Raw genomic sequence first — 23,880 nt, forward strand, 5'->3', positions numbered from 1 at the left:
GATGGTACTGCAGGGGGGACCCTGTGGGAGAGTAGGACGCCGCCGAACTAAATTTAGAAAAGCCCCGTGCCATTCGGCACGGGGCTTTTCTGCGTTTAGGGTCATGAGCATGCGCTATGAACTCGTCATCTTCGACAACGACGGCGTACTCGTCGACAGTGAGCCGATCTCCAATACGCTCCTCGCCGGCTACCTCACCGAACTGGGGCACCCGACCTCGTACGAGGACTCGCTGCGCGACTACATGGGCGCCGCCATGCACCGCGTACACGATCTCGTGCTCGAGCGGACCGGGGAGCGGCTTCCCGCCGAGTTCGACGACGTGTTCCACGGGCGGGTATTCGCCGCCTTCGAGCGGGAGTTGAAGCCCGTGCCCGGTGTGGTCGACGTGCTGGAGAAGCTGACCGCCGACGGGGTGCCGTACTGCGTGGCGTCCTCCGGGAGCCATGAGCGGATTCGCGTCGGGCACCGGACGACCGGGCTCGACACGTGGTTCGGTGAAGGGCGGGTCTTCAGTTCGGAGGACGTGGGGCGGGGGAAGCCCGCACCGGATCTGTTTCTGTACGCCGCCGAGCGGATGGGCGTAGCGCCCGAGAAGTGCCTGGTCGTCGAGGACAGTCCGCTCGGGGTGCAGGCCGCCGTGGCCGCCGGGATGGACGTGTACGGGTTCACCGCGATGACGCCGGCCGCGCGGCTGGCCGGGGCCGGTGAACTCTTCCAAGACATGCGGGAGCTGCCCGGGCTGCTCGGCTGAGGTCACGGTCGTCTTTTGGTTCTCTGATCCATCTACCCACCGGTAAGGCGGAGGCCTACGCTGTGCCGCCATGACCGATGGCACGGATGGCACGGATGGAACGAGTGGCATAACCGGCGCGATGCGCTGGGGGCGAAGATCGCTGGGGTTCGGCTTCTTCGCACAGGGGGCGGCGTTCGCGCTGCTGGTGACGCGGATCCCCGCCATTCAGGACCAGTACGGGATCTCGGACGGGCTGCTGCCCGTGTTCCTGGCCGCCGTGCCGATCCTGGCCGGCGTCGGGAGCGTCGGCACCGAGCAGCTGGTGAAGCGGGTGCGGCCCAGCCGGGTGCTGCGGTGGTCGCAGCCCGTCGTGCTCCTGGCGCTGCTCGGCGTGGGCGCGGGGGAGACCCTGTGGCAGGTGGCTGTCGCGCTCGGGGCGTTCGGGCTCGCCGTGGGTGCTCTCGACGCGTCCATGAACATGCTCGGGGTGAGCCTGCAGCGGGCGTACGGGCGCAGCATCATGCTGGGTTTTCACGCGGTGTACAGCCTTGGTGGGATCGTCGGGGCCTCGGTCGCGTGGGCCGGGGCCCACTGGGATCTGTCGCTGTTCGTGTCGTATCTGCCGGTGGTCGCGGTGCTGTTGCCCGCCGCGTTCGTGGGGAGTCGGTGGTACGTCGACGGGGGCGTGGGCGCCCCCGAGGACGCGGTGCCGCAGGAGGCGGGCGGTGTCGTCTTCAAGATGCTGCTGCCGCTGTGCCTGGTGATGGCCTTCGCGTACATCGGGGACTCGACGGTCTCCAACTGGAGCGCGAAGTATCTGCAGGACGTGCTGGGGAGCTCGGAGCAGCTGTCGACGGTTCCGTACAACGTCTACATGGTGATGACCCTGGTGGGGAGGGCCGCGGGCGATGTGGGCGTGCGGCGGTTCGGGGCCGTGGTCGTGGTGCGGCTCGGGACGCTGGTGGCCGCCGCGGGGTTCGGTGTGGTGGCGCTGGCGCCGGGGCCCTGGGTGGGGATGGCGGGGTTCACGCTGCTCGGGCTCGGGCTGTGCGTGATCGTGCCGCAGACCTTCGCCGCCGCGGGGCGGCTCTTCCCCGGAGCGTCCGATGCCGCTGTCGCGCGGCTCAATATCTTCAACTACGTCGGTTTTCTGGTGGGTTCGCCGCTCGTGGGGGCCCTGGGCGATGCGTGGAGCTACCGCTGGGCGATGCTCGTGCCGATGGCGTTGGTGCTGGTGACGCTGGTCTACGCCCCTTCGTTCGGCTCCGGGACGGACCGATACGGTGGCAGGCATGAGCGGCCGCGCGCAGTTGATGTGGGACCCGGCGGTAACGAGGTATGACTTCGGGCCGGATCATCCGATGGACCCGGTCAGGCTGGACCTGACCCGGCGTCTCGTCGATGCCTTCGGGCTCGACCGGGACATCGAGGTCGTCGCGGCCAAGCGGGCCGGGGACTCGACGCTGCGGCTCGTGCACCGCCAGGACTACGTGGAGGCGGTCAAGGCCGCGTCCGCCGATCCGGGTGCCGCCGACGGGTCGTACGGCCTCGGGACCGTCGACGATCCGGCGTTCGCCGGTATGCACGAGGTGTCCGCGCTGATCGCCGGGCAGTCGGTCGGGGCCGCGGAGGCCGTGTGGCGCGGAGAGGCCCTGCACGCCGTGAACTTCGCCGGCGGGCTGCACCACGCCATGCCGGGCGCCGCGTCCGGGTTCTGCGTGTACAACGACGCGGCCCTCGCCATCGCCCGGCTGCTTGAGCTGGGCGTCGAGCGGGTCGCGTACGTGGACGTCGACGTGCACCACGGGGACGGTGTGCAGGCCGCTTTCTGGGAGGACCCGCGCGTCCTCACCGTCTCCCTGCACGAGCATCCGCGGACGCTGTTCCCGCAGACCGGGTGGCCCGAGGAGACCGGGCCTGACGGTCCCGCCGAGGGGACGGCCGTCAACGTCGCGCTGCCGGCGGGGACCGGGGACGCGGGATGGGTGCGCGCGTTCCACGCCGTCGTACCGGAGCTGCTCGCGGAGTTCCGGCCGCAGGTGCTGGTGACCCAGCACGGGGCCGATACGCACTTCGAGGATCCGCTCGCGCATCTCGCGGTGTCGCTCGACGCGCAGCGGGCCGTGCAGGTGGCCTGTCATGAGCTGGCGCACGAGCACGCCGACGGGCGCTGGGTCGCTCTGGGCGGCGGCGGATACGCCGTCGTGGATGTCGTGCCGCGGTCGTGGACGCATCTGGTCGCCGTCGCGGCCGGCCGGGAGATCGCGCCCGAGACCGTGATCCCGGACGGCTGGCGGCAGGAAGTCTTCGCCCGTACGCGGCAGTTGGCGCCGGGGCGGATGACCGACGGGCGCTGGCCCGTCGAGCACCGGGAGTGGGAGGCGGGCTACGACCCCGAGGACCGCCTCGACCAGGCGATCCTGGCCACCCGTAAAGCGGCGTTCCCGCTGCGGGGGTTGCTGCCGTAGGGCCTGTTCGGACAAACGCCCGGGGTTACTCCGACTGTGGGGTATTCAGGCGTTTTAGGGGTATCCGGTGGCTCAATGCAGCAGCATCACAGGCGTGTTGAGCACCGGCGCTTTGCGTGCCCACCTGTTGGCGGCTCGGCTCGCCGGGCCCGTGGCGACCTCCCGCGAGGAGAGTCTGCGCAGTTACCGCCTCTTCGAGGCGCGGGACCCGCGTGTGCTGCTCGGCCTCGATCCCGAATGGGCCTGGGGGCAGCGGGACTTGCTCGCCCTCATGGCCGACAAGTGCGGGGTGTCCCGCGACCCCGGCCACACCTCGGGCTTCGACGTCATCGACCCGGAGCGGACCCTGGCGGCGCTCGACGCCTTCGGGGACCGGCTCGGCAGGGCCGCCCACTCCCGCTCCCCGGTGCTCTTCGGGACCGGACATCCGCACCGATTGCTCGGCTTCTACGCCGCGTTGGCGGACGCCTTGTCGGCGCTGGGGTGTGTGGTCCTCACCCCTGCGCAGGGTAGCAGTATCGACATAACGACCCGGTTCGGCCTACGCACGTACAACCTTGACTACGTACGAGGAGTCGCGCTGGTGAGGGAACCCGGGGCGTGGCCGCCCGGCGTGGAGACCGGCGCGCACAGCCACTCGCCACTCCCGGTTCGCACCGCACTGGCCGCCTGTGCGGAGGCCGGCGGACCGCTTCCGCACCTTGTAGTGGGGGACCACGGATGGGTCTGCGGTGCAGGTCAGTTGGGGTTCGACGCCATCGGCCTGGCAGATACGGATGATCCCGCACTGTTCGTCGGTGAGGCCGAGGGGCAGGTGTCCGTCGTCGTTCCGCTTGATGACGCTGTGCGGTCTGATTACTACCGACCGCTTACTCGCTATGTACTCAATCGAGCGTGTCTGTCACAGTAGGCGGCCGATCGCTGCTCCTCTTCCCCACTCGCACCACACGCCCCTAGTCTGGGGAGTGAGCACGCAACGACGTTGAGTCACCGGAAGGGGAAGCCGGTGGCCGTCGAGTGCGGAAGGTTCAGGTGTGACATGGCTGCTGGTGAGAGTAGGCCTCTGAACGAGGTGCAGTTCCTGACCGTCGCGGAAGTCGCTTCGGTCATGCGAGTGTCCAAGATGACCGTGTACCGCTTGGTGCACAGCGGTCATCTGCCCGCGATCCGGGTGGGGCGGAGCTTCCGCGTCCCCGAGCAAGCGGTTCACGAGTACCTCCGCGAGTCCTATGTGGGGGTGGAAACGGGCTGATCGGCACCCCCGGGAGAGCCCGGGGTCCCCTCGATTACAAGCTCGGCGCTCGGGCGGGGTACGCTGGCCCTCCGTAGGTCGTGTGGGCCCCAATGCAGCCCCGCACCGAGTGATCGTCTCCGCATTGCGGGGGTTGTCCGAGAAGTGAGCGAGGGTAGTCGTGGGCTCTGTTATCAAGAAGCGCCGTAAGCGGATGGCGAAGAAGAAGCACCGCAAGCTGCTGAAGCGCACGCGCGTGCAGCGTCGCAACAAGAAGTAAGCGACCGCAGCATCAGCGCGGTCTGTGGCCCTTTCACCGTTCGGTGGGAGGGCCGCAGTGCGTTTCGGACATGTTCCGCCAGGCACTCGTGGTCGCGGGTCCTCGTGCAGTAGGCATTGATCTGTACGTACGCCTGTGGCTGTCGTCACTTCCCGCATCGAGTGGTCATCACAGCGCAACATCGAACCGCTAACGTGAGCCGCGAGCATGGGATGCGGAGCGCGGCGGGGCTGGGACGGAAGGTAGGCGCTGATCTTGGGCAAGGTCGTGCTCGTGACCGGGGTGGCCCGGCAGCTGGGGGGCCGTTTCGTGCGGCGGATCCAGCGGGATCCGGAAGTGGACCGGGTCATCGGTGTGGACGCGGTGCCTCCCGCGCACCATCTGGGCGGGGCGGACTTCCTCCAGGCCGACATCCGGCAGCCGACGATCGCGCGGGTGCTCGCCGAGTACTCCGTGGACACGGTCGTGCACATGGACGTCACCGGGACCCCGCTGGCCAGCGGCGGCCGCGGCTCGGTCAAGGAGACCAACGTCATCGGCACGATGCAGCTCCTGGGCGCGTGCCAGAAGGCGCCGAACGTGAAGCGGCTCGTGGTGAAGTCGAGTACGAACGTGTACGGGTCCGCGCCGCGCGACCCGGCCGTCTTCACCGAGACGACGCCGCCGAAGTCGCTGCCGAGCGGTGGCTTCGCCAAGGACACCGTCGAGGTCGAGGGGTACGTGCGCGGGTTCGCCCGGCGCCGCCCGGACGTCGCCGTGTGCGTGCTGCGGTTCGCCAACATCCTCGGCCCGACAGCCGATTCGCCGCTCGCCGAGTACTTCTCGCTGCCGGTCCTGCCGACCGTGTTCGGCTACGACCCGCGGCTGCAGTTCGTGCACGAGGACGACGTGATCGAGGTGCTGCGGGTGGCCTCCCACCACCCCGAGCGCGGGACGCTCAACAGCGGCACGTTCAACATCGCGGGTGACGGCGTACTGCTGCTGTCGCAGTGCTCGCGCCGGCTGGGCCGGCCGACCGTCCCGGTCCTGCTGCCCGCCGTGACCTGGGTGGGCGGCGCGCTGCGTACGCTGGGCGCGACGGACTTCTCCCCCGAGCAGATCAGGCTGCTCACCCACGGGCGGATGGTGTCGACGGACCAGATGAGGGAGACGCTCGGCTTCCGTCCCAAGTACACGACCGCGGAGACCTTCGCGGACTTCGTCCGCGGCCGGGGCCCCGGGCTGCTGCCGCCCCAGGCCGTGGCGGCAGCGGTGGACAGGATCGCGTCGCTGCCCTTCCTGGACGGGCGCACACCCGGCCACTCCCTTACGCAGAGCGCCAATTGAGGAGCGCGTGAACGATGGCGGATGCCAAGGTCATTCCGTTCGACGACGACAGGTCGCGGGGGGCCACCGGGAAGGGCGCCACGCGCCGCAGGGGCCCCGGTGGCGGGACCCGGCGCGGGGGCGAGCCCCTGGGCGCCGGGGACGTGCGTGAGGTCAAGCCGCTGCCGCTGCGGGAGCCGGAACCGGAATCCGAGTCGGCGGGCCCGGAGCGCGGGGGCTGGGAGCGGCGGGTCGCGGGCGGGCTCGCGTTCCTGCGGCGGCGGCTCACCGGCGAGTACGAGGTCGACGAGTTCGGCTACGACGAGGAACTCACCGACCAGGTCCTGATGTCGATGCTTCGGCCGATCGCGGAGAAGTACTTCCGGGTCGAGGTGAAGGGCGTGGAGAACATCCCGTCGGAGGGCGGGGCGCTGATCGTCTCCAACCATTCCGGGACGCTGCCGCTGGACGGCCTGATGCTGCAGGTCGCCGTGCACGACAACCATCCGGCCGGTCGCCATCTGCGCCTTCTCGCGGCCGACCTGGTCTTCATGCTGCCGGTGGTCAACGAGCTGGCGCGCAAGGCCGGGCACACGCTGGCCTGTGCGGAGGACGCGCAGCGTCTTCTGGAGGGCGGCGAGCTGGTCGGGGTGATGCCGGAGGGGTTCAAGGGTATCGGGAAGCCGTTCAGCGAGCGGTACAAGTTGCAGCGGTTCGGCCGGGGCGGGTTCGTGTCGACGGCGCTGCGGGCGGGGACGCCGATCGTGCCGTGCTCGATCGTCGGGGCGGAGGAGATATACCCGATGATCGGCAACGCGAAGACGCTGGCGCGCGTGCTCGGGTTCCCGTACTTCCCGATCACGCCCACGTTCCCGTGGCTGGGGCCGCTCGGCGCCGTGCCGCTGCCGACGAAGTGGACCATCCAGTTCGGCGAGCCGATCCCGACGGACGGATATCCGCCGGAGGCCGCCGAGGACCCGATGCTGATGTTCAACCTGACCGATCAGGTCCGGGAACAGATCCAGCACACGCTCTACAAGCTCTTGGTGCAGCGCAGGTCGGTGTTCTTCTGACGGCGGACGCAAGCAGCAGGGCCCGGGGCAAGCCCCGGGCCCTGCTGCTTGCGTCGTGCTACTCGGCGTCCTCGCCGTCGATGCCGAGGCCCGGCAGCAGGCCGGGCAGCAGCGGGGGCAGCGTGACGTCCGGCTTGGCCGGGCCCGTGGGGCCGGAGCCGGACTTGCCGGCCGACGGGGTCGGGCTCGTCTTCTCGTCCTTCGGCGGGTCCAGGAGGCCGCCGGTGGTCTCGCCGAGGAGGCCGTCGTCGTCCTTGCCGTGGCCGCTGCCGGAGTTGGACGGCTTCGGCTTGCTGGAGCTGCCGCCCCGGTGATCGGTGCCGGCCGAGCCGGACGGAGCCGACCGGTCGGTGCCGGACGCGCCCGGTGACGTACCGCCGCCGTGGCCGGTGCCCGTGGAGCCGCCCGGTGCGGGGGGCTGCGGCAGCAGCGAACGCAGCGGGTCGACCTCTTGGTCTATGGCGTCGAAGACCGAGCTCACCTCGTCCCGTACGTCACCGAGCTGGACCGGCAGCCGGTCGCGCAGGGCGCCCCAGCTCTTGCGGTGCGACTCGGAGAACGCGTTCAGAGCCTGGATCGGGCCGAGCGAGCCGTCCTTGCGGTACGCCTCGCTGAGCAGCCGGTGGCCCTCGGAGGCGTCGTACCGCATACCGGAGAGCGCGCGCCTGACCTCGCCCACGGACTCGTGGTCGAGGTGACCGCCGCGGTCGCGCTCCATCAGCCGCCGCGCCTCGTTGAGCCGCGTCGACGCCTGGTCCAGGTAGATCTGGCCGCGGTCGGAGTCGCTGTCGGCCATGCCGAGCTTCAGGTCCTCCATGCCGCGCTTGAGGCCGTAGAGATTGTCACCCGGCAGGGCGCCGGAACTCGCGGCGGCCACTCCGCTGAACGCGCCCGCGGCCACGCCGACCGTGAGCCCGCCCGCGGCGAGCCCCTTGGACAGGCGTGAGCGGGGGCGCAACTTGCCCAGCGAGGTCGCCCGGTGGGCTCCCTTGGCCCGCGACCGCTGCTCCGGTACGGCGGTGCCCACACCGCCCTCCTGGAGCATTGCCTCCATGGCGGCGACGAGCTGAGCCCGCTGCACCACTTTGACCTCGGGGTCCATTTCCGGTTTGGGCAGCTCGCCGAGGCCGGAGGCTAGGGACAGAAGCCTGTCCCGGTCGGTTCGACCGGACTGGTCGCTCTGCTGAGCGGCCGGTTCTTCCGGCTGCTGCGCCGCCGGGTCCAGGTCGGACTGGTCCTCCAGGGCCTGGGCGAAGGCGTTCGCCCGCCGGTGTGCCGATACGTTCGCGATCACTGGCGGCACCTCCTCTCGTCATGACGTCGACTCCCATGTCGACTCCCCAAGGGGTCCTGAGGGTTTCACGCCCCGACGGCTTGCACACGAACGAGTGAGCGAAGTCGGTCCAGGAGTGACCACAGGGAGCCTGCATCCCGCACAACGAGCGGCGCGGCACTTGGGTTACGGACGAAAGATGATCCGACCGCGATCACATCTCACCTTCACAGCAGGTGAGTTGAGAATCGCGGACGGTGACAGGTTCATCATCGGGCGTCGTCGGGGAGCAGCCGGGCCAGCGTGCGCACGGCCCGGTACTGGAGGGTTTTGATCGCGCCCTCGTTCTTGCCCATCACGCGGGCGGTCTCGGCGACGGACAACCCCTGCAGGAAGCGCAGCGTGACGCACTCCTGCTGCTGTGGGTTGAGGCGGCGTACGGCGTCGAGCAGGGCGGCGTTCGAGAGGGATTCGAGGACCGAGTCCTCCGGGGAACGCTCCACCTCGTTCGCGTCGAGCATTTCGCCGGTGGTCACTTCGAGGCGGAAACGGCTCGATTTGAAGTGGTCGGCGACCAGATTGCGCGCGATCGTGACCAGCCAGGCACCGAAGTCACGGCCCTGGTAGGTGAAGGTGCCGATGCGGCGCAGGGCGCGCAGAAAGGTCTCGCTGGTGAGGTCCTCGGCCGTCGCCTTCCCGCCGACGCGGTAGTAGATGTAGCGGTACACGGTGTCGCTGTACTGGTCGTAGAGCCGCCCGAAGGCGTCGGCCTCTCCGGCCTGGGCGCGCTCGACCAGGTCCATCATGCGGGCGCTGTCGCTGTCCGCGGCGGGACGGCGGGCAGGGGTGGACGTCGCCGATGTGCCGGATGCGCCGGCGGCACCGGAGCGTGTCCGTCTGCCGACTGTGGCGGCACCGGAGTCGGCCAAGGCGAAGCACGGGCCGGCGGGTGCGGCGACGGCGAGGGCGGGGACGGCGTACGCGGTGGGGACGAAGCCGCGCAAGCGGTCCACGACCGTTGCGCGCAGCGTAGCCAGGCCCGAGGCGTCAACCCCGACGTGTTGAAACACGGGACTCCCAGAGGCAGAGCTTCCATCACGTGCAGTGCGGAACCGTTCACTCGTCGTACTGACGAGTGGGTGCCGGAATGCGTCTGAGGAGAATAACGCTTCGTGCAGGGAGCGCTACACCCAGTTGCTCAAATCACCGATTACGTCACTTCTGTAGCTGATCGACGATGCTTCAAGTGCCGGAGAGTGACCACTTGCTGATCGGATTAGGTCATGTTCGGGCTACGGCGGTGACGCGTTGTGGCCGAGTGGTATCAACGGGACTGGCCGGAGCCGGGGGTGGGTAAGACCCCGGGTCAGCGGCGCCGTCGGTGCAGGGCAATGGCCGCGGCGGTGCCGCCCGCGACGGCGCCGACGCCGGCCGCGGCCGGGATGCCGACCTTCGCGGCCTTGCGGCCGGTGCGATAGTCCCGCAGCCGCCACTCCCGCTCCCGCGCGTACTTGCGCAGTTTCGCGTCGGGATTGATCGCGTACGGGTGCCCGACGAGCGAGAGCATCGGGATGTCGTTGTGCGAGTCGCTGTACGCGGCGCAGCGGCCGAGCTCCAGGCCCTCCCCGGACGCCAGCGCCCTGACGGCCTCCGCCTTCGCGGGGCCGTGCAGCGGTTCGCCGACGAGCTTGCCCGTGTAGACGCCGCCGATGGACTCGGCGACCGTGCCGAGGGCGCCGGTCAGGCCGAGCCGGCGGGCGATGACCGTGGCGATCTCCACGGGGGCGGCCGTGACCAGCCAGACCTTCTGGCCCGCGTCCAGATGGGCCTGGGCGAGGGCGCGGGTGCCGGGCCAGATCCGCTCCGCCAGGTACTCGTCGTAGATCTCCTCGCCGATGGACATCAGCTCGGAGACGCGGTGGCCCTTGACGATGGACAGCGCGCTGTCGCGGGCGTCCTGCATGTGCTCGGGGTCCTCGACCCCCGCGATCCTGAACCAGGCCTGCTGCCAGGCGAACCGGGTCAGCTCGCGGCGCTGGAAGAACTTCCGCTTGTAGAGGCCGCGGCCGAAGTGGAAGATCGCGGCGCCCTGCATCACGGTGTTGTCCAGGTCGAAGAAGGCGGCGGCCTTGTCGTCGCCGACGACCGGGAACTCCGCTTCCTCTCCGGTGCGGCCGAGGGGCGGGGCCTGCTCCTCCAGTTCCTGCGAGGTCTTGCGGGCGGCCTCCGCCGAAGCCTCGCCGGCCAGCACGCTCCGCGCGGTGGCGGGGCGCCTACGGGGTGTGAGCCATCCGAATCCGATCAGCGGCACGGTTGCCTCCTACCAGGGCGGCGGTCGGGCGACGGGCGGGACATGGCGTGAGCATAGCCAGTCTGTTCGGTGCTTCCGGAGTCGCGCGGATTTCGGGAAGCTGTCACTGGGTGAAATCCCGGCGTCGTACGAGGTCCGGAGGCAGGGTCAGAATGGCCGGTATGAGTCCCATTTTTCGCCGCGGCGAGAAGAAGAACCCGCAGGAGCGTGTCGTCACGCTGATCGGAAAGCCCGGCTGCCATCTGTGCGATGACGCACAGGCGGTGATCGAGAAGGTGTGTGCCGAGGTCGGCGCGGGCTGGGAGAAGAAGGACATCACCGAGGACGAGGACTTGTACCGCAAGTACTGGGAGCAGATCCCGGTCGTTCTCGTCGATGGTGCGCAGCATGACTTCTGGCGAGTGAAGGAGGAGCGGTTGCGGCGTGCGCTCACGCAGTAGCGGAGCGCGCACGGAAGCCTCCCCCGGTCGCGAACGTCACTGACCGACGAGTCCAACTGGTCCCCAAAGTCGCTTAGGATCGGGGGCGGTTTGGTGTCGGGGGGCTTGGATCGTAAGGAGAGTGTGCGGTTTTGCCCCCCACAGGTGAGCAACGAAGCTGCCTGCGCGCCGGTTCCACCAGAGCGCGCCGGGGGCGCGTGACCCCGGTCACGTTGGCCGGGCAAATCGGACACCATCTTTGTGCACGCGTTCACAAAGACATAGCCTGCATTCGACGGGGCGGTCCGGAAACGAAGAGCCGCCCGCAGCCCCGCTCTACCCGCAGGAGCACCGTGGCAACTGGCCGAACTCACCGACCGGCGACCCGCAGCCGAGGAATTCCCGAGGCCACCGTCGCCCGTCTCCCGCTGTACCTCCGAGCCCTCACCGCTCTGTCGGAGCGCTCGGTGCCCACGGTCTCCTCCGAGGAGCTCGCGGCCGCGGCGGGGGTCAACTCCGCGAAGCTGCGCAAGGATTTCTCGTACCTCGGCTCGTACGGGACCCGGGGCGTCGGCTACGACGTCGAGTACCTCGTCTACCAGATCTCGCGCGAACTCGGCCTCACGCAGGACTGGCCGATCGTCATGGTCGGTATCGGCAACCTCGGTGCGGCGCTTGCCAATTACGGTGGTTTCGCTTCGCGCGGGTTCCGCGTCGCGGCCCTCATCGACGCCGACCCGGCGATGTCCGGCAAGTCCGTGGCCGGCATGACGGTGCGGCACGCCGACGAGCTCGAGCAGATCATCGACGACAACGGCGTCTCCATCGGCGTCATCGCGACCCCGGCCGGCGCCGCGCAGCAGGTCTGCGACCGGCTCGTCGCCGCGGGCGTCACCTCCATCCTGAACTTCGCGCCGACCGTCCTGTCCGTGCCGGACGGCGTCGACGTACGCAAGGTCGACCTCTCCATCGAGCTGCAGATCCTCGCGTTCCACGAGCAGCGCAAGGCCGGCGAGAGCGCGCTCGACGCCGCCGAGGGCGCCGTGGGTGTCGAGGGCCCGGCCGCCAAGGTCACCAAGCCCACCATCGCCGCAGACCGCAAGGGACCCGACGGGGACGTGCCCGCCGTGATGCCGGCATGAGTCTCCTCGTCGTAGGGCTGAGCCACCGCAGTGCCCCGGTCAGCGTCCTGGAGCGGGCCGCGCTGCACCCGGACGCCCAGGCCAAGCTGCTGCAGGACGCCCTCGCCGCCGAGCCGGCCGCGGAGGCCGCGCTGCTCTCCACCTGCAACCGCATCGAGCTGTACGCGGACGTGGACAAGTTCCACGCCGGTGTCGCCGAGCTGTCGACGCTGCTCGCCCAGCACAGTGGCGTCGGTCTGGACGAGCTCACTCCTTATCTCTATGTGCACTACGAGGACCGGGCGGTGCACCACCTGTTCTCGGTGGCGTGCGGGCTCGACTCGATGGTGGTCGGCGAGGGCCAGATCCTCGGGCAGATCAAGGACACGCTCGCCCGTGCGCAGGAGCTGCACTCCGCGGGCAAGCTCCTCAACGACCTTTTCCAGCAGGCCCTGCGGGTCGGCAAGCGCGCGCACTCCGAGACCGGGATCGACCGGGCCGGTCAGTCGCTCGTCACCTTCGGTCTCGAACAGCTCGCCGTCGGGCAGCCGGTGGCCGAGTGGGCGCGGGGCAAGCGGGCGCTCGTGATCGGCGCGGGCTCGATGTCGTCGCTGGCCGCGGCGACGCTCGCGCGCGCCGGGGTGGCCGAGGTCGTCGTCGCCAACCGGACGGTGGAGCGCGCCGACCGGCTGGTGGCCCTTCTCGAAGAGAACTACGGAAACAGCCTGGGCGAGGCGGGTACAGCGGCTCGTGCCGTCGCCATGGGCGCCGTCGCGGACGAACTGACACGTGCCGACGTGGCCATCTCCTGCACCGGGGCGACCGGGCTCGTGCTGACCGCGGACGCGGTGCGCGCGGCCGTCGCCGGACGCACGCCGACCGCCGGCGGCGACGTACCGGCGTCCTCAACTTCCGCCACCGGCAAGGGTGTTGCCGATAGCTGCCCGGTCGACGCGGTGCGCGGCGGGTTCTCCGTCGAGGGCGAGGCCGCCGTCGCCGGATTCGACGCGGCCGCGCTGGAACAGCACGGCGCCTGGGTCGACAACGCTCCGGGCGAGCGCGTGCGCCCCGCCGAACTCTCCGAGGCCGAGGCCATCGCCGCGCTCGCCGTCGCGGGCCGGGTGCCCGAGATGCGCCGCGAGCGCGTCCCCGAGCCGGTCCGCCCGGTCGGGCTCGCCCTTCTCGACCTGGCGATGCCGCGTGACATCGACGCGGCGGCGCACCGGATCGACGGGGTCCGCCTCGTCGACATCGAGTCCCTCGCCGACGCCTCCGCCGACGCCCCGATGGCCGCCGACGTGGGCCAGGTGCGGGCGATCGTGGCCGAGGAGGTCGCCGCTTTCGGCGCCGCCCAGCGGGCCGCGCACATCACACCGACCGTCGTCGCGCTGCGTGCGATGGCCGCGGACGTGGTGGCCGGCGAGATCGCGCGTCTGGACGGCCGGCTGCCCGGCCTCGACGACAGGCAGCGCGCGGAGATCACCCAGACCGTGCGGCGCGTGGTGGACAAACTGCTGCACGCGCCGACCGTACGGGTCAAGCAACTGGCCGCCGAGCCCGGCGGTGCCGGGTACGCGGACGCGCTGCGGACCCTGTTCGACCTGGACCAGGAGACGGTCGCATCCGTTTCCCGGGCCGCCCCCCAAGACCGTGAAGACGCGGTAGGCAAGAATCGAGGCCCGGCATGACCGCCGCCGACAAAGCACTGAGGCTGGGGACCCGGCGCAGCAAGCTGGCCATGTCCCAGTCCGGGCATGTCGCCGAAGCCGTACGCCAGTTGACCGGCCGTGAGGTCGAGCTGGTGGAGATCACGACGTACGGGGACACCTCCCGTGAGCACCTGACGCAGATCGGCGGGACGGGAGTCTTCGTCACCGCCCTGCGGGACGCGCTGGTGCGCGGCGAGATCGACTTCGCCGTGCACTCCCTGAAGGACCTGCCGACCGCGCAGCCCGAGGAGCTCACGCTGGCCGCGCTGCCGCTGCGCGAGGACCCTCGGGACGCCCTGATCGCGCGGGACGGCCTGACGTTCACCGAGCTGCCGGCCGGCGCCCGCGTGGGTACCGGTTCGCCGCGCCGCATGGCCCAGCTCAACGCGTACGCGCTGAGCCACGGCCTCACCATCGAGACCGTGCCGATCCGCGGGAACATCGACACCCGCATCGGCTACGTCGAGAAGGGGGAGCTCGACGCCGTCGTCCTGGCGGCCGCCGGGCTCCACCGCATCGGCCGCGTGGCGGAGGTCACCGACCTCCTCGCGACCGACATCGTCCTGCCCGCCCCCGGTCAGGGGGCACTGGCAGTCGAGTGCACCGCCACGAACGGTGAACTCGCCGCCGCACTCGCCGAGTTGGACGACCCGCTCACCCGGGTCGCCGTGACCGCCGAGCGAGCCCTGCTCGCCGCCCTGGAGGCCGGCTGCAGCGCACCTGTGGGTGCGCTGGCCGACCTGCTGGCCGACGGGCAGATTGCCACCGAAATGCGCCTGCGCGGCGTCGTCGGTACCCCCGACGGCACCGAGCTGGTGCAGCTGTCCACCACCGGTCCCGTGCCCTCGTCCGAGGACGAGGCGCTGGCTCTCGGGCGGGAACTCGCCGCCGAGATGCTGGCCAAGGGTGCGGCCGGTCTGATGGGGGAGCGAGCACTTTGAGCCCCACCACCGTTGAATCGACCGCCTGCGCACCTGGGCACGTCACCTTCCTTGGTGCCGGTCCCGGTGACCCAGGACTGCTGACACTACGGGCCGTGGAGGCCCTGACCCGAGCGGATGTGCTGATCGCCGAGCCCGAAGTGCTCGACGTCGTACGCACGCACGCCAGGGCGAACGTGACCGTGCTCGAAGCGGACGCGCCGGGGCGGACGGCTGCCGCTGACGAGGCGTCAACTGCCGTCGTGGTCCCGGCTCTGAGGGACTGGGCCAATCTTGTCATGGAGGCCGCGCGGGGCGGCAAGCGGGTGGTGCGTGCGGTCACGGGGGACCCCGGGCTCGACACGTACGCGGGCGGGGAGATGCTCGCCTGCGCCTCGCAGGGCATCGACTTCGAGGTCGTTCCCGGTGTCGCCGCGGCCGTGGGCGTGCCCGCGTACGCCGGTGTCCCGCTGCGGGACGCGCAGGGCGCCGACGTCCGCTTCATCGACGCCCGCACGGCCTCCGAGCGCTGCTGGACCGAGGTCGGCGCGTCCGACGGCACGGTCGTCGTGTCGACGACGCTCGACTCGGTGGCGGCCGCCGCCGGGGAGCTGGTCGCGGCCGGCCGCAAGCCGGACACTCCGCTGTCGGTGACCGTCGCCGGTACGACGACGCGCCAGAAGACCTGGACGGCGACGCTCGGCACGATCGCGCAGACGCTGAAGCAGGCCAAGGTGCTGCCGTCGCCGGAGGGCAACCGCCCGGTGATAGCCGTGGTCGGTGAGCGTTCCGCCGCCGCCCAGCGCGACCAGTTGTCGTGGTTCGAGTCCAAGCCGCTGTTCGGCTGGAAGGTGCTCGTGCCGCGCACGAAGGAGCAGGCGGCCTCGCTCTCCGACCAGCTCAGGTCCTACGGTGCGGTGCCGCACGAGGTCCCGACGATCGCCGTCGAGCCGCCGCGCACGCCGCAGCAGATGGAGCGCGCGGTCAAGGGCCTGGTCACGGGCCGCTACGAGTGGATCGCCTTCACCTCGGTGAACGCGGTCAAGGCCGTACGCGAGAAGTTCGAGGAGTACGGGCTCGACGCGCGCGCCTTCGCCGGGATCAAGGTCGCGGCGGTGGGCGAGCAGACCGCGAACGCGCTGATCGCCTTCGGCGTCAAGCCGGACCTGGTGCCCAGCGGCGAGCAGTCGGCCGCCGGTCTCCTGGAGGACTGGCCGCCGTACGACCCGGTCTTCGACCCGATCGACCGGGTGTTCCTGCCGCGCGCGGACATCGCCACCGAGACCCTCGTCGCCGGGCTCATCGAGCTGGGCTGGGAGGTCGACGACGTCACGGCGTACCGGACCGTGCGTGCCTCGCCGCCGCCGGCGGACACGCGTGAGGCGATCAAGGGCGGTGGCTTCGACGCCGTTCTGTTCACGTCGTCCTCGACGGTGCGGAACCTGGTCGGTATCGCTGGCAAGCCGCACAACGTGACGGTCATCGCCTGTATCGGTCCGGCCACGGCCAAGACCGCGGAGGAGCACGGGCTGCGGGTCGACGTGATGGCTCCGGAGCCGTCGGTGCACAAGCTGGCGGCCGCGCTCGCCGACTTCGGTGCGCGGCGGCGCGATGCCGCCGTCGAGGCCGGTGATCCGGTGACCCGGCCCAGCGAACGGCGGCCCGGGGCACGGCGCAGGCGCGCGGCTCCGTAGGACAGAGTGGGGGCGGGTGCCCGGTTTCGGCCGGGTGCCCGCCCTGTTTCGTTGACGTAGGTATTGACGTAGGTATGCGTAGGTACGAGGTGACGGTCCAGTGACTCAGTACGGCTCTTTTCCCGGTTCGCGGCCCCGGCGGCTGCGGACGACTCCCGCCATGCGGCGCATGGTCGCCGAGACGCGGCTGCATCCGGCCGATCTGATCCTGCCCGCGTTCGTGCGGGAGGGGATCGGGGCGCCGGTCGAGATCGGCACGATGCCCGGCGTGTTCCAGCACACGCGGGACTCCCTGAAGAAGGCGGCGGTCGAGGCCGTCGAGGCGGGCGTCTCCGGGATCATGCTGTTCGGCGTGCCGCTGGAGGAGAAGAAGGACGGCCTCGGCACGGTCGGCACCGACCCGGACGGGATCCTTCAGCAGGGGCTGCGGGACGTGCGGGCCGAGGTCGGTGACGACCTGATCGTCATGTCCGACCTGTGCCTGGACGAGTTCACCGATCACGGGCACTGCGGCGTCCTCGACGAGCAGGGCCGCGTCGACAACGACGCGACGCTCGAGCGGTACGCCGAGATGGCCCAGGTGCAGGCGGACGCGGGCGCCCACGTGGTCGGGCCGAGCGGCATGATGGACGGTCAGATCGGCGTCATCCGCGACGCGTTGGACCAGATCGGCCGCGAGGACGTGGCGATCCTCGCGTACACGGTGAAGTACGCGTCGGCGTTCTACGGCCCGTTCCGCGAGGCCGTCGGCTCGTCGCTGACGGGAGACCGCAAGACGTACCAGCAGGACCCGGCCAACGTACGGGAGTCCCTGCGGGAGCTGGCGCTCGACCTGGAGGAGGGCGCCGACATGGTCATGGTCAAGCCCGCGGGCCCCTACCTGGACATCCTGGCCCGGGTCGCCGACGAGGTGGACGTGCCGGTGGCCGCGTACCAGATCAGTGGCGAGTACGCGATGATCGAGGCGGCGGCGCAGCGCGGCTGGATCGACCGGGACCGGGCGATCATGGAGTCGCTGACCGGGATCAAGCGGGCCGGCGCGAACATGATCCTGACGTACTGGGCGACCGAGGTGGCGCGGCAGTTGGGCTGAAACCCTCGGTGTCGGACCCTCGCGGGAGAATGCCCGGCATGACGACGATCACCGAGCGCGCTCTCAACAGGTCCACGCTGGCCCGCCAGTTGCTGCTCGAGCGGCAGCCGATCGGGGTCAAGGACGCGGTGCAGCGGGTTGTCGCGCTACAGGCGCAACAGCCCGCTTCGCCGTATGTGGCGCTGTGGAACCGGGTGGCCGGGTTCAGGGCAGGGGACCTGGACGCGGCTGTGGCCGGGTTCCGGGTGGTGAAGTCGACCCTGATGCGGATCACGCTGCACGCGGTGCACGTCGACGACTACCGCGCCTTCCGGGCCGCGGTGGAGCCGACGATCCGGGGTGCGCGGCTGCGGGACCCGCGGTTCCGGGCGTCGGGGCTGACGGAGGCGGACGCGGACGGACTGCTGCCCGAGCTCCTCTCGCGGGCCGAAGTGCCCAGCGGATCGGCGGAGTTGGGTGCGTGGCTCGCGCAACAGGCGGGTGTCGAGGTGCCGTTGGCGTCGACGGCGTGGCGGATGCTGCGGCAGTACGCGCCGTTGTGGCACGCGCCGGCCGAGGCGGCACCGTGGTCGTACGTCTCCGGCACCGGGCAGCGGTTCGTGGCGGCGGACGGGACCCGCCGCCCGGAGCTGCGGGACCCGGAGGTGGTGGCGGAGGGCCTGAGAGTGCTGGTCCGCCGCTACCTGGAGGGGTTCGGGCCGGCGTCCGTGGCGGACATCGCCGGGTTCGGGCTCGTGCAGAAGGGGCGGGTGCGGGCGGCGCTCGGCGATGACCTGGAGGAGTTCGCCGGGCCCGGCGGGACGGTGCTGTACGACGTTCCGGGCGGTGTCAGGCCGGCGGGGGAGGTGCCTGCGCCGCCGCGCCTGATGGCGATGTGGGACAGCGTGCTGCTCGCGTACGCCGACCGGGGCCGGGTGCTGCCGGCCGCGTACCGCAAGCACGTGATCCGGGTGAACGGGGATGTGCTGCCGACGGTCCTCGTGGACGGGTACGTGGCAGGGGTCTGGCGGATGGCGGAGGGCGGCGCCGGGGTCGAGGTGGGGGCGTTCCGGCCGCTGCCGGGGGAGGTGTGGGAGGCGCTGGAGGAGGAGGCGCGGGGGCTGCGGCGGTTGTTGGCGGAGCGGGATGCGGCGGCGTACCGGCGCTATGACCACTGGTGGGTCAAGGGGCTGCCGGTGGTGGAGACGCGGGTGTTCGGCTAGGGCCTGTCCGGCGGCTCAGGTCGCCTGCGGGGCGCGAGTTCCCGGCGGCGTACCGGCGCCCGGCCGTTGTGTTCGGCCGGGCGGGGCCGGGTACGTACGACTACTGCTTGCCCGTGCCGACCGGGTCCACCGTGACGGCGCCGACGGCGCTGTCGGAGACGGGGAGGTTGATGGAGACCGGCAGGTTCTTGGAGTGGGTCTCGTTGGGCGGGGTGACGACGAGGGTGACGATGTCCAGGCCGGAGCCGCCGGTGTCGTTGCGCGGGTAGTGCAGCGTGAAGCGGGTCTCCTCGTCGGCCTTCAGGGTGACGGCCGGGGCGGCGAGCTTGCTGCGCTCGGCGCTGAGGGCGCCCTTGCCGCTGTCGGCCTTGAGGTCGACGCCGGGGAAGCCCTTGAGGGTGCAGACGTCGCCGCCGGTGTTCTTGAAGGCGACGGTGAAGGTGCCCTCGCCCATGCCGTGGGTGCCGCTGACGGAGAGGTTCGACGTCTTGCAGGTGCCGGTGCTGATCTGGCCGCCGCCACTGCCTTCGGCGGACTCCGTGATGGTCGACTTGTCGCCGGTGGAGGAGGCGTTGCTGCCGGACGCGCTGCTGTTGTCGCCGGAGTTCTCCGAGGAGGACGAGGAGGATCCGGAGTCGTTCCCGCTCGCGGCGTTGTCGTCGCCGCCCTGGCAGGCGGTGAGCGAGAGGCCGGCGACGAGGGCGAGGGTGGCGAGGGTGATCTTCTGAGCGCGCATCGTTTACTCCTTGCGGTCGGTGCCGGGTGCTCGGCACGAGCGGGGGGGTTCTGATCACTAGGACCCCCCCGGACCAAGGAACCGTTCCGTCTTACCGTTCCCTTATACATGGCTGTTACATGCGATGCGCGCATGGGGCTTGGACGCCTACGGGGGCCCGCGTCGGGGCGCGTCGTGGCTGGCGCCCGCTGGGACGGTTCCGTGACCAGCTGGCTCTTGAACTTGGCTGTCACCACAACGCCGTCATACGACGATCACCGTAAGCACCCTTTCGCGGGTGCCCACGGAAACGCCAAGGGGGCCGAGCTTGGGCTCGGCCCCCTTCAGCGTGGAGCGCGGTCGGTCCGACGAGGTGTGGGCGCCTTACGGGGCGACGTCGGTTGCGTGACGGTCCGCCATCGATGGGCCTGAACCGACTCCGGACATATTTCGGCCGCGGCGGCTCCCCCTCCGCGCTATTGCGACCAATCCCCGTCGGGAAGAAAGTTTGCTCAACCGTCCGTGGCGGGCGGGGCCGGCATGTTGGTGTCCTGGGTGGTGACGCCCGAGTCCTTCGGCGGCGACGGCATGTTGGTGTCGGCCATCGCCGGTGCAGCAGCGCCTGCCGCGACACCCACGATCATGGCGGCGGTTACGAGGATCTTCTTGGCGTGGGTCATTCCAACTCCGTTGTGAGAGAGGGATATTCGTGTGGCAAGTGACGCTGGCGTGAGGAGGGGTGAATGATCGAGGAAGTCGAACGGATTGCGCCACCGATTGGCCTGGATCAACCCCAGTCGTACTTCGGCCGCGGCGGCTCCCCCTCCGCGCCGCCGCGGCCGATCCCCGTCTGGAAAAAAGGACTACTTGCCGTCCAGGTCCACCGCGGGCGGAGCCGGCATCTGGTTGTCCATCGTGACGATGGCCTCGTCGGCGGGCGGGGACGGCATCTGGTTGTCCATCGCGACGATGGCCGTGTCCGCGGGCGGGACGGGCATCTGGTTGTCCAGCGGCTTGGCGGCCGTGTTCTTCTTCTGCTCGCTCATCGGTTCGTGCTCCTCTGCAACGGCGAGGGTTCAGTGAAGAACGCCCGTCCGGAAGCTCCCCCGAGGGCCGCCGGACGGGCGTTCAGAGCCGCACATTAGCCGGAGCGGCTCCGCCGTTGACCGTCTGCCCCCCGACGCGACGGTCTGACAGCTATGAGAGTGCCGTGCCGCGATAAACGAATGCTGAACGACGACGACCGCAGGTGAGAGGGGTGTGGTCGGTCAGGCTGCCGCGGCGGGGCTCAGCAGGACGCGTACATCGTCGGCTTCGGGGGCGCCGTGCTCCTCGTAGAGCTTGAGTGCTTCGCGCCAGCAGGCTCGCGCGCGGTCCACCTGACCCAGTGTGGCGAGCGCTCCGCCAAGGAGCGTGAGGACGTTGCCGCGCATCCGGTCGCCGCCGATGCATCCGATGGCCAGGGCCTGCTCGGCGTGCTGAGCGGCCTGAGCCGGCCGGAGCGCGGCGACGTGCGCCTCGGCGATCCTGAAGTGGGTGGTGCCTTCCCAGAGTCGCTGCCGGTGGGCCGCGAAGATGGTCACGGCATCGCGGAACTGGCTGAGTGCCTCCGTGTGCCGGCCTGCCTTTGTCAGGGCCATGCCCAGCGCGTAGTGACCGTTGGCGAGCCGCATGGTCTTGCCCAGCTCGGCGAGGAGGGCGATGCCGTGCCGGGCGATGTCGACGGCCTTCGTGATGTTGCCCATGGCGAGGTGGGCCCGGGACAGGTTGAAATGCGTCGTCGCCGCGCCGGACCGGTTGCCCGCGCTGGTCCACCCCTGGATGGCCTGGTCGAAGAAGACCTTGCCCTCCGGATACTGGTGCTGGTGCAGCGAGATGAGCCCCCGGTCGTTGGCGGCCCAGCTGGCCGCGGCGACGTCTTCCGCGGCGGAGGCCCGGTCCATGGCGAGCCGAGCCTCCGCCGCCGCCTGCTGGATGCGGCCGGAGACCAGCAGGACATTGGTGAGAGTCGTCCGGGCCCGGCCCTCCGCGTGAGTGTCACCCGCGGCTTCCGTGGCCTTGCACACCGCCACGGCCGTTGCCTCGTACTGGCGGGAGTTGGCGCCCGACTCGGCCAGGTCTTTCGCGGCCCACAGGAGATCGACCCCGCGCCGGAGCCGGTTCGTGGCCACCGACTGCCGGACGCAGGCCAGGAGGGACTCGCCCTCCGCGTAGAGCCAGTCGAGGGCTGTGGTGCCGTCCACGAAGTGCAATCCGGCGTGCTCCGTCGGCTCCAGGTGATCCACCAGCCGGTCCCCCGGCCGCTCGATCGCGTAGATCGTCGTCGCCGTCGCCAGATAGAAGTCCAGCAACCGCGACATCGCGGCCTCCCGCTCCACCGGCGGGAGTTCGTCCCGTTCGGCGCACGCACGCGCGTAGAGCCGGACCAGATCGTGGTACCGGTAGCGGCCCGGCGCCGCTGATTCCAGGAGCGAGGTGTCGACCAGGGATTCCAGCAGGTCCTCGGTGGCCTCGGCGCTCAGGTCGAGCACCGCGGCCGCCGCGGCCAGCGAGATGTCCGGGCCGTCGGCCATGCCGAGGAGGCGGAACGCCCGTGCCTGGCCCGGCTCCAACTGGCCGTAGCCCAGCTCGAAGGTGGCCTTCACCGCCAGGTCACCGGCCTGGAGTTCGTCGAGGCGGCGGCGCTCGTCCGCCAGCTTCGCCGCCAGCACCGACACCGTCCACGTACGCCGGGCGGCGAGCCGGGACGCCGCGATGCGGATCGCCAGGGGGAGGAAGCCGCAGGCCGCCACCACGTCCAGGGCCGCTTCCCGCTCCGCCGCCACCCGCTCGTCCCCGACGATGCGCGTGAAGAGCAGCAGCGCCTCCTCGGGGGACATCACGTCCAGGTCGACCAGGTGGGCGCCGACCAGGTCGACCATCCTGACCCGGCCCGTGATGAGCGCCGCGCACCCTTCCGTGCCGGGGAGGAGGGGTCTGACCTGGGCCGCGTCCCGCGCGTTGTCCAGCAGGACCAGGACGCGGCGGCCGTCCAGCGTCGAGCGGTACAGCGCGGCCCGTTCCTCGAGCGACTCCGGGATCGCCGAGTCGGCCGTGCCGAGGGCGCGCAGGAACGAGCCGAGCACCGCCTCGGGTTCCGCCGCCCGTGCGCCCGCGCCCTGGAGGTCCATGTACAACTGGCCGTCGGGGAACGAGGACCGGGACGCGTGCGCGACGTGCACGGCCAGTGTCGTCTTGCCGACGCCGCCGATACCGGCCACCGCCGAGACCGCCATCACCGAGCCGGTGCCCGCCTCCGACGACGCCGACGACAGCACCTCGCTCAGTTCGGTGACGAAGGAGGCCCGGCCGGTGAAATCGGGGACGGTCGCGGGTAGTTGGGCGGGTCGCAGGGGCGCCGATGCGGGTTCCGCCGCCGGCGCCGAGGGTTCCGCCAGATCGGGGTCCGCCCGCAGGATGCGCTGCTGGAGTTCGGCGAGGCCCTGGCGGGGGTCGACGCCGAGTTCGTCCGCGAGCAGGCGGCGCGTGTCCGCGTAGACCGCCAGCGCCTCGGCCTGGCGGCCCGAACGGTAGAGCGCCAGCATCAGCAGCTCGCGCAGCCGCTCCCGCAGGGGGTGTGCCGCCGTCAGCGCCGTCAGCTCCGAGACGGCCTCCGCGTGGCAGCCCTGCTCCAGGTCCATGTCCAGGCGGGACTCGGTCAGTTGGAGACGCCATTCCTCGAGCCGAGCCCGCTGCGTCTCCGCGTACGGGCCGGGGACGCGCGCCAGGGGCTCGCCGTCCCACAGGCCCAGGGCCTTGTTCACCAGGGCCCGCGCCTGGCACAGGTCGCCGTTCTGCCGGGCCTTCTCCGCGTCCGACCACAGCTCCTCCGCCGCGGCCAGGTCGAGCGCGTCCCGGCTCAGCGAGCGGATCGCGTAGCCGCCCGCCTCGCTCACCAGGACACCCGGGCCGAGTGCCTTGCGCAGCCGGGAGGCGTACGTGCGGATCGCCGCGAGGGCCTGCTGCGGGGACTCGTCGCCCCAGACCGCGTCGATGAGTTCACCCGCGGTGGCCGTCCGGCCCTCGCGCAGGAGGAGCGCGGCGAGCAGGGCGCACTGCTGGGGCGAGCCCGTCGCCAACGGTTCGCCGCCGCGCCAGGCCCGGACCGGGCCGAGCACGCTGAAGCGCAGGTCGGAGCCTGTGGCCGGCGTGCTCGGGGTGTCCCAGGGCGCGTCGGACCGCCGCTGCTCCGGTACCCGCGGTCCACCGTCCATCACTGCCCCCTGCCGCCGCACCAGCCCCGGTCACATCTCGTTCGGTCGTCGTCCAGGCGGCGCGCCGCGATATAGAC

At 70.8% G+C, this 23,880-nt stretch carries 22 protein-coding genes; 15 read left to right on the plus strand and 7 right to left on the minus strand.

Annotated features, from left to right (window positions below):
• Positions 1–109: 109 nt before the first annotated feature.
• From AB0J02_RS17555 to AB0J02_RS17590, 8 genes are all read left to right on the plus strand, one after another.
• Positions 110–754 (plus strand): HAD family hydrolase, encoded by a 645-nt coding sequence (locus AB0J02_RS17555; RefSeq protein WP_363194869.1) that lies wholly within the window; start codon positions 110–112, stop codon positions 752–754.
• A 70-nt stretch (positions 755–824) separates the two neighbouring features.
• On the plus strand, positions 825–2,078 hold the full coding sequence (locus AB0J02_RS17560; protein WP_363194573.1) for an MFS transporter: 1,254 nt from the start codon (positions 825–827) through the stop codon (positions 2,076–2,078).
• On the plus strand, positions 2,029–3,204 hold the full coding sequence (locus AB0J02_RS17565; RefSeq protein ID WP_363194574.1) for an acetoin utilization protein AcuC: 1,176 nt from the start codon (positions 2,029–2,031) through the stop codon (positions 3,202–3,204). The genes AB0J02_RS17560 and AB0J02_RS17565 overlap by 50 nt, the downstream gene beginning before the upstream one ends.
• A gap of 94 nt (positions 3,205–3,298) precedes the next feature.
• Positions 3,299–4,114, plus strand: a complete 816-nt coding sequence (locus tag AB0J02_RS17570; RefSeq protein ID WP_363194575.1) for a phosphatase — start codon at positions 3,299–3,301, stop codon at positions 4,112–4,114.
• A gap of 129 nt (positions 4,115–4,243) precedes the next feature.
• Positions 4,244–4,456: a helix-turn-helix domain-containing protein gene (locus AB0J02_RS17575; protein WP_164560538.1), complete on the plus strand. Its 213-nt coding sequence runs from the start codon at positions 4,244–4,246 to the stop codon at positions 4,454–4,456.
• A gap of 160 nt (positions 4,457–4,616) precedes the next feature.
• Complete coding sequence (locus tag AB0J02_RS17580) at positions 4,617–4,715, plus strand: AURKAIP1/COX24 domain-containing protein (protein WP_003948845.1); 99 nt, start codon at positions 4,617–4,619, stop codon at positions 4,713–4,715.
• 255 nt (positions 4,716–4,970) lie between these two features.
• Complete coding sequence (locus AB0J02_RS17585; protein WP_363194576.1) at positions 4,971–6,041, plus strand: NAD-dependent epimerase/dehydratase family protein; 1,071 nt, start codon at positions 4,971–4,973, stop codon at positions 6,039–6,041.
• 14 nt (positions 6,042–6,055) lie between these two features.
• Positions 6,056–7,093 (plus strand): lysophospholipid acyltransferase family protein, encoded by a 1,038-nt coding sequence (locus AB0J02_RS17590; protein WP_363194577.1) that lies wholly within the window; start codon positions 6,056–6,058, stop codon positions 7,091–7,093.
• A 58-nt stretch (positions 7,094–7,151) separates the two neighbouring features.
• Here the strand turns inward: AB0J02_RS17590 and AB0J02_RS17595 are convergent, their stop codons facing one another.
• The 3 genes from AB0J02_RS17595 to AB0J02_RS17605 all read right to left on the minus strand — a co-directional run bounded on the left by AB0J02_RS17595 (position 7,152) and on the right by AB0J02_RS17605 (position 10,671).
• A complete protein-coding gene (locus AB0J02_RS17595; protein WP_363194578.1) occupies positions 7,152–8,387 on the minus strand; it encodes a DUF5667 domain-containing protein in 1,236 nt (411 codons plus the stop codon).
• 248 nt (positions 8,388–8,635) lie between these two features.
• Positions 8,636–9,436 (minus strand): ECF subfamily RNA polymerase sigma factor, BldN family, encoded by an 801-nt coding sequence (locus AB0J02_RS17600; protein WP_363194579.1) that lies wholly within the window; start codon positions 9,434–9,436, stop codon positions 8,636–8,638.
• A gap of 296 nt (positions 9,437–9,732) precedes the next feature.
• On the minus strand, positions 9,733–10,671 hold the full coding sequence (locus tag AB0J02_RS17605) for an HAD-IB family hydrolase (protein ID WP_363194870.1): 939 nt from the start codon (positions 10,669–10,671) through the stop codon (positions 9,733–9,735).
• A gap of 167 nt (positions 10,672–10,838) precedes the next feature.
• Here AB0J02_RS17605 and AB0J02_RS17610 point away from each other — a divergent pair, with 167 nt between their 5' ends.
• From AB0J02_RS17610 to AB0J02_RS17640, 7 genes are all read left to right on the plus strand, one after another.
• Positions 10,839–11,117: a glutaredoxin family protein gene (locus tag AB0J02_RS17610; protein WP_363194580.1), complete on the plus strand. Its 279-nt coding sequence runs from the start codon at positions 10,839–10,841 to the stop codon at positions 11,115–11,117.
• A 332-nt stretch (positions 11,118–11,449) separates the two neighbouring features.
• Positions 11,450–12,238: a redox-sensing transcriptional repressor Rex gene (locus AB0J02_RS17615; protein ID WP_363194581.1), complete on the plus strand. Its 789-nt coding sequence runs from the start codon at positions 11,450–11,452 to the stop codon at positions 12,236–12,238.
• Positions 12,235–13,905 carry a glutamyl-tRNA reductase gene (locus AB0J02_RS17620; RefSeq protein WP_363194582.1) on the plus strand — a complete coding sequence of 557 codons (1,671 nt, stop codon included), beginning with the start codon at positions 12,235–12,237 and terminating at the stop codon, positions 13,903–13,905. Before AB0J02_RS17615 ends, AB0J02_RS17620 begins: the two co-directional genes overlap by 4 nt.
• Entirely contained in the window at positions 13,902–14,867 is a 966-nt protein-coding gene (hemC, locus tag AB0J02_RS17625) for a hydroxymethylbilane synthase (RefSeq protein WP_363194583.1), read from the plus strand. Before AB0J02_RS17620 ends, hemC begins: the two co-directional genes overlap by 4 nt.
• A complete protein-coding gene (locus AB0J02_RS17630; RefSeq protein WP_363194584.1) occupies positions 14,864–16,540 on the plus strand; it encodes a uroporphyrinogen-III synthase in 1,677 nt (558 codons plus the stop codon). The genes hemC and AB0J02_RS17630 overlap by 4 nt, the downstream gene beginning before the upstream one ends.
• 100 nt (positions 16,541–16,640) lie before the next feature.
• Positions 16,641–17,633 carry a porphobilinogen synthase gene (gene hemB / locus AB0J02_RS17635; protein ID WP_363194585.1) on the plus strand — a complete coding sequence of 331 codons (993 nt, stop codon included), beginning with the start codon at positions 16,641–16,643 and terminating at the stop codon, positions 17,631–17,633.
• Between the two features lie 29 nt (positions 17,634–17,662).
• The gene (locus tag AB0J02_RS17640; protein WP_363194586.1) at positions 17,663–18,835 is read left to right on the plus strand and encodes a winged helix DNA-binding domain-containing protein; all 1,173 of its coding nucleotides are present in this window, start codon (positions 17,663–17,665) and stop codon (positions 18,833–18,835) included.
• A gap of 100 nt (positions 18,836–18,935) precedes the next feature.
• On the opposite strand, the gene AB0J02_RS17645 is transcribed toward AB0J02_RS17640, so the two are convergent.
• The 4 genes from AB0J02_RS17645 to AB0J02_RS17660 all read right to left on the minus strand — a co-directional run bounded on the left by AB0J02_RS17645 (position 18,936) and on the right by AB0J02_RS17660 (position 23,803).
• Positions 18,936–19,571 (minus strand): DUF4232 domain-containing protein, encoded by a 636-nt coding sequence (locus AB0J02_RS17645; protein ID WP_363194587.1) that lies wholly within the window; start codon positions 19,569–19,571, stop codon positions 18,936–18,938.
• A 491-nt stretch (positions 19,572–20,062) separates the two neighbouring features.
• On the minus strand, positions 20,063–20,230 hold the full coding sequence (locus AB0J02_RS17650) for a hypothetical protein (protein WP_363194588.1): 168 nt from the start codon (positions 20,228–20,230) through the stop codon (positions 20,063–20,065).
• Between the two features lie 183 nt (positions 20,231–20,413).
• Positions 20,414–20,596 carry a hypothetical protein gene (locus tag AB0J02_RS17655; RefSeq protein WP_363194589.1) on the minus strand — a complete coding sequence of 61 codons (183 nt, stop codon included), beginning with the start codon at positions 20,594–20,596 and terminating at the stop codon, positions 20,414–20,416.
• Between the two features lie 222 nt (positions 20,597–20,818).
• The gene (locus tag AB0J02_RS17660; RefSeq protein WP_363194590.1) at positions 20,819–23,803 is read right to left on the minus strand and encodes a BTAD domain-containing putative transcriptional regulator; all 2,985 of its coding nucleotides are present in this window, start codon (positions 23,801–23,803) and stop codon (positions 20,819–20,821) included.
• Positions 23,804–23,880: the final 77 nt, after the last annotated feature.

Source organism: Streptomyces sp. NPDC050264 (assembly GCF_040655895.1).
GTDB lineage: Bacteria > Actinomycetota > Actinomycetes > Streptomycetales > Streptomycetaceae > Streptomyces.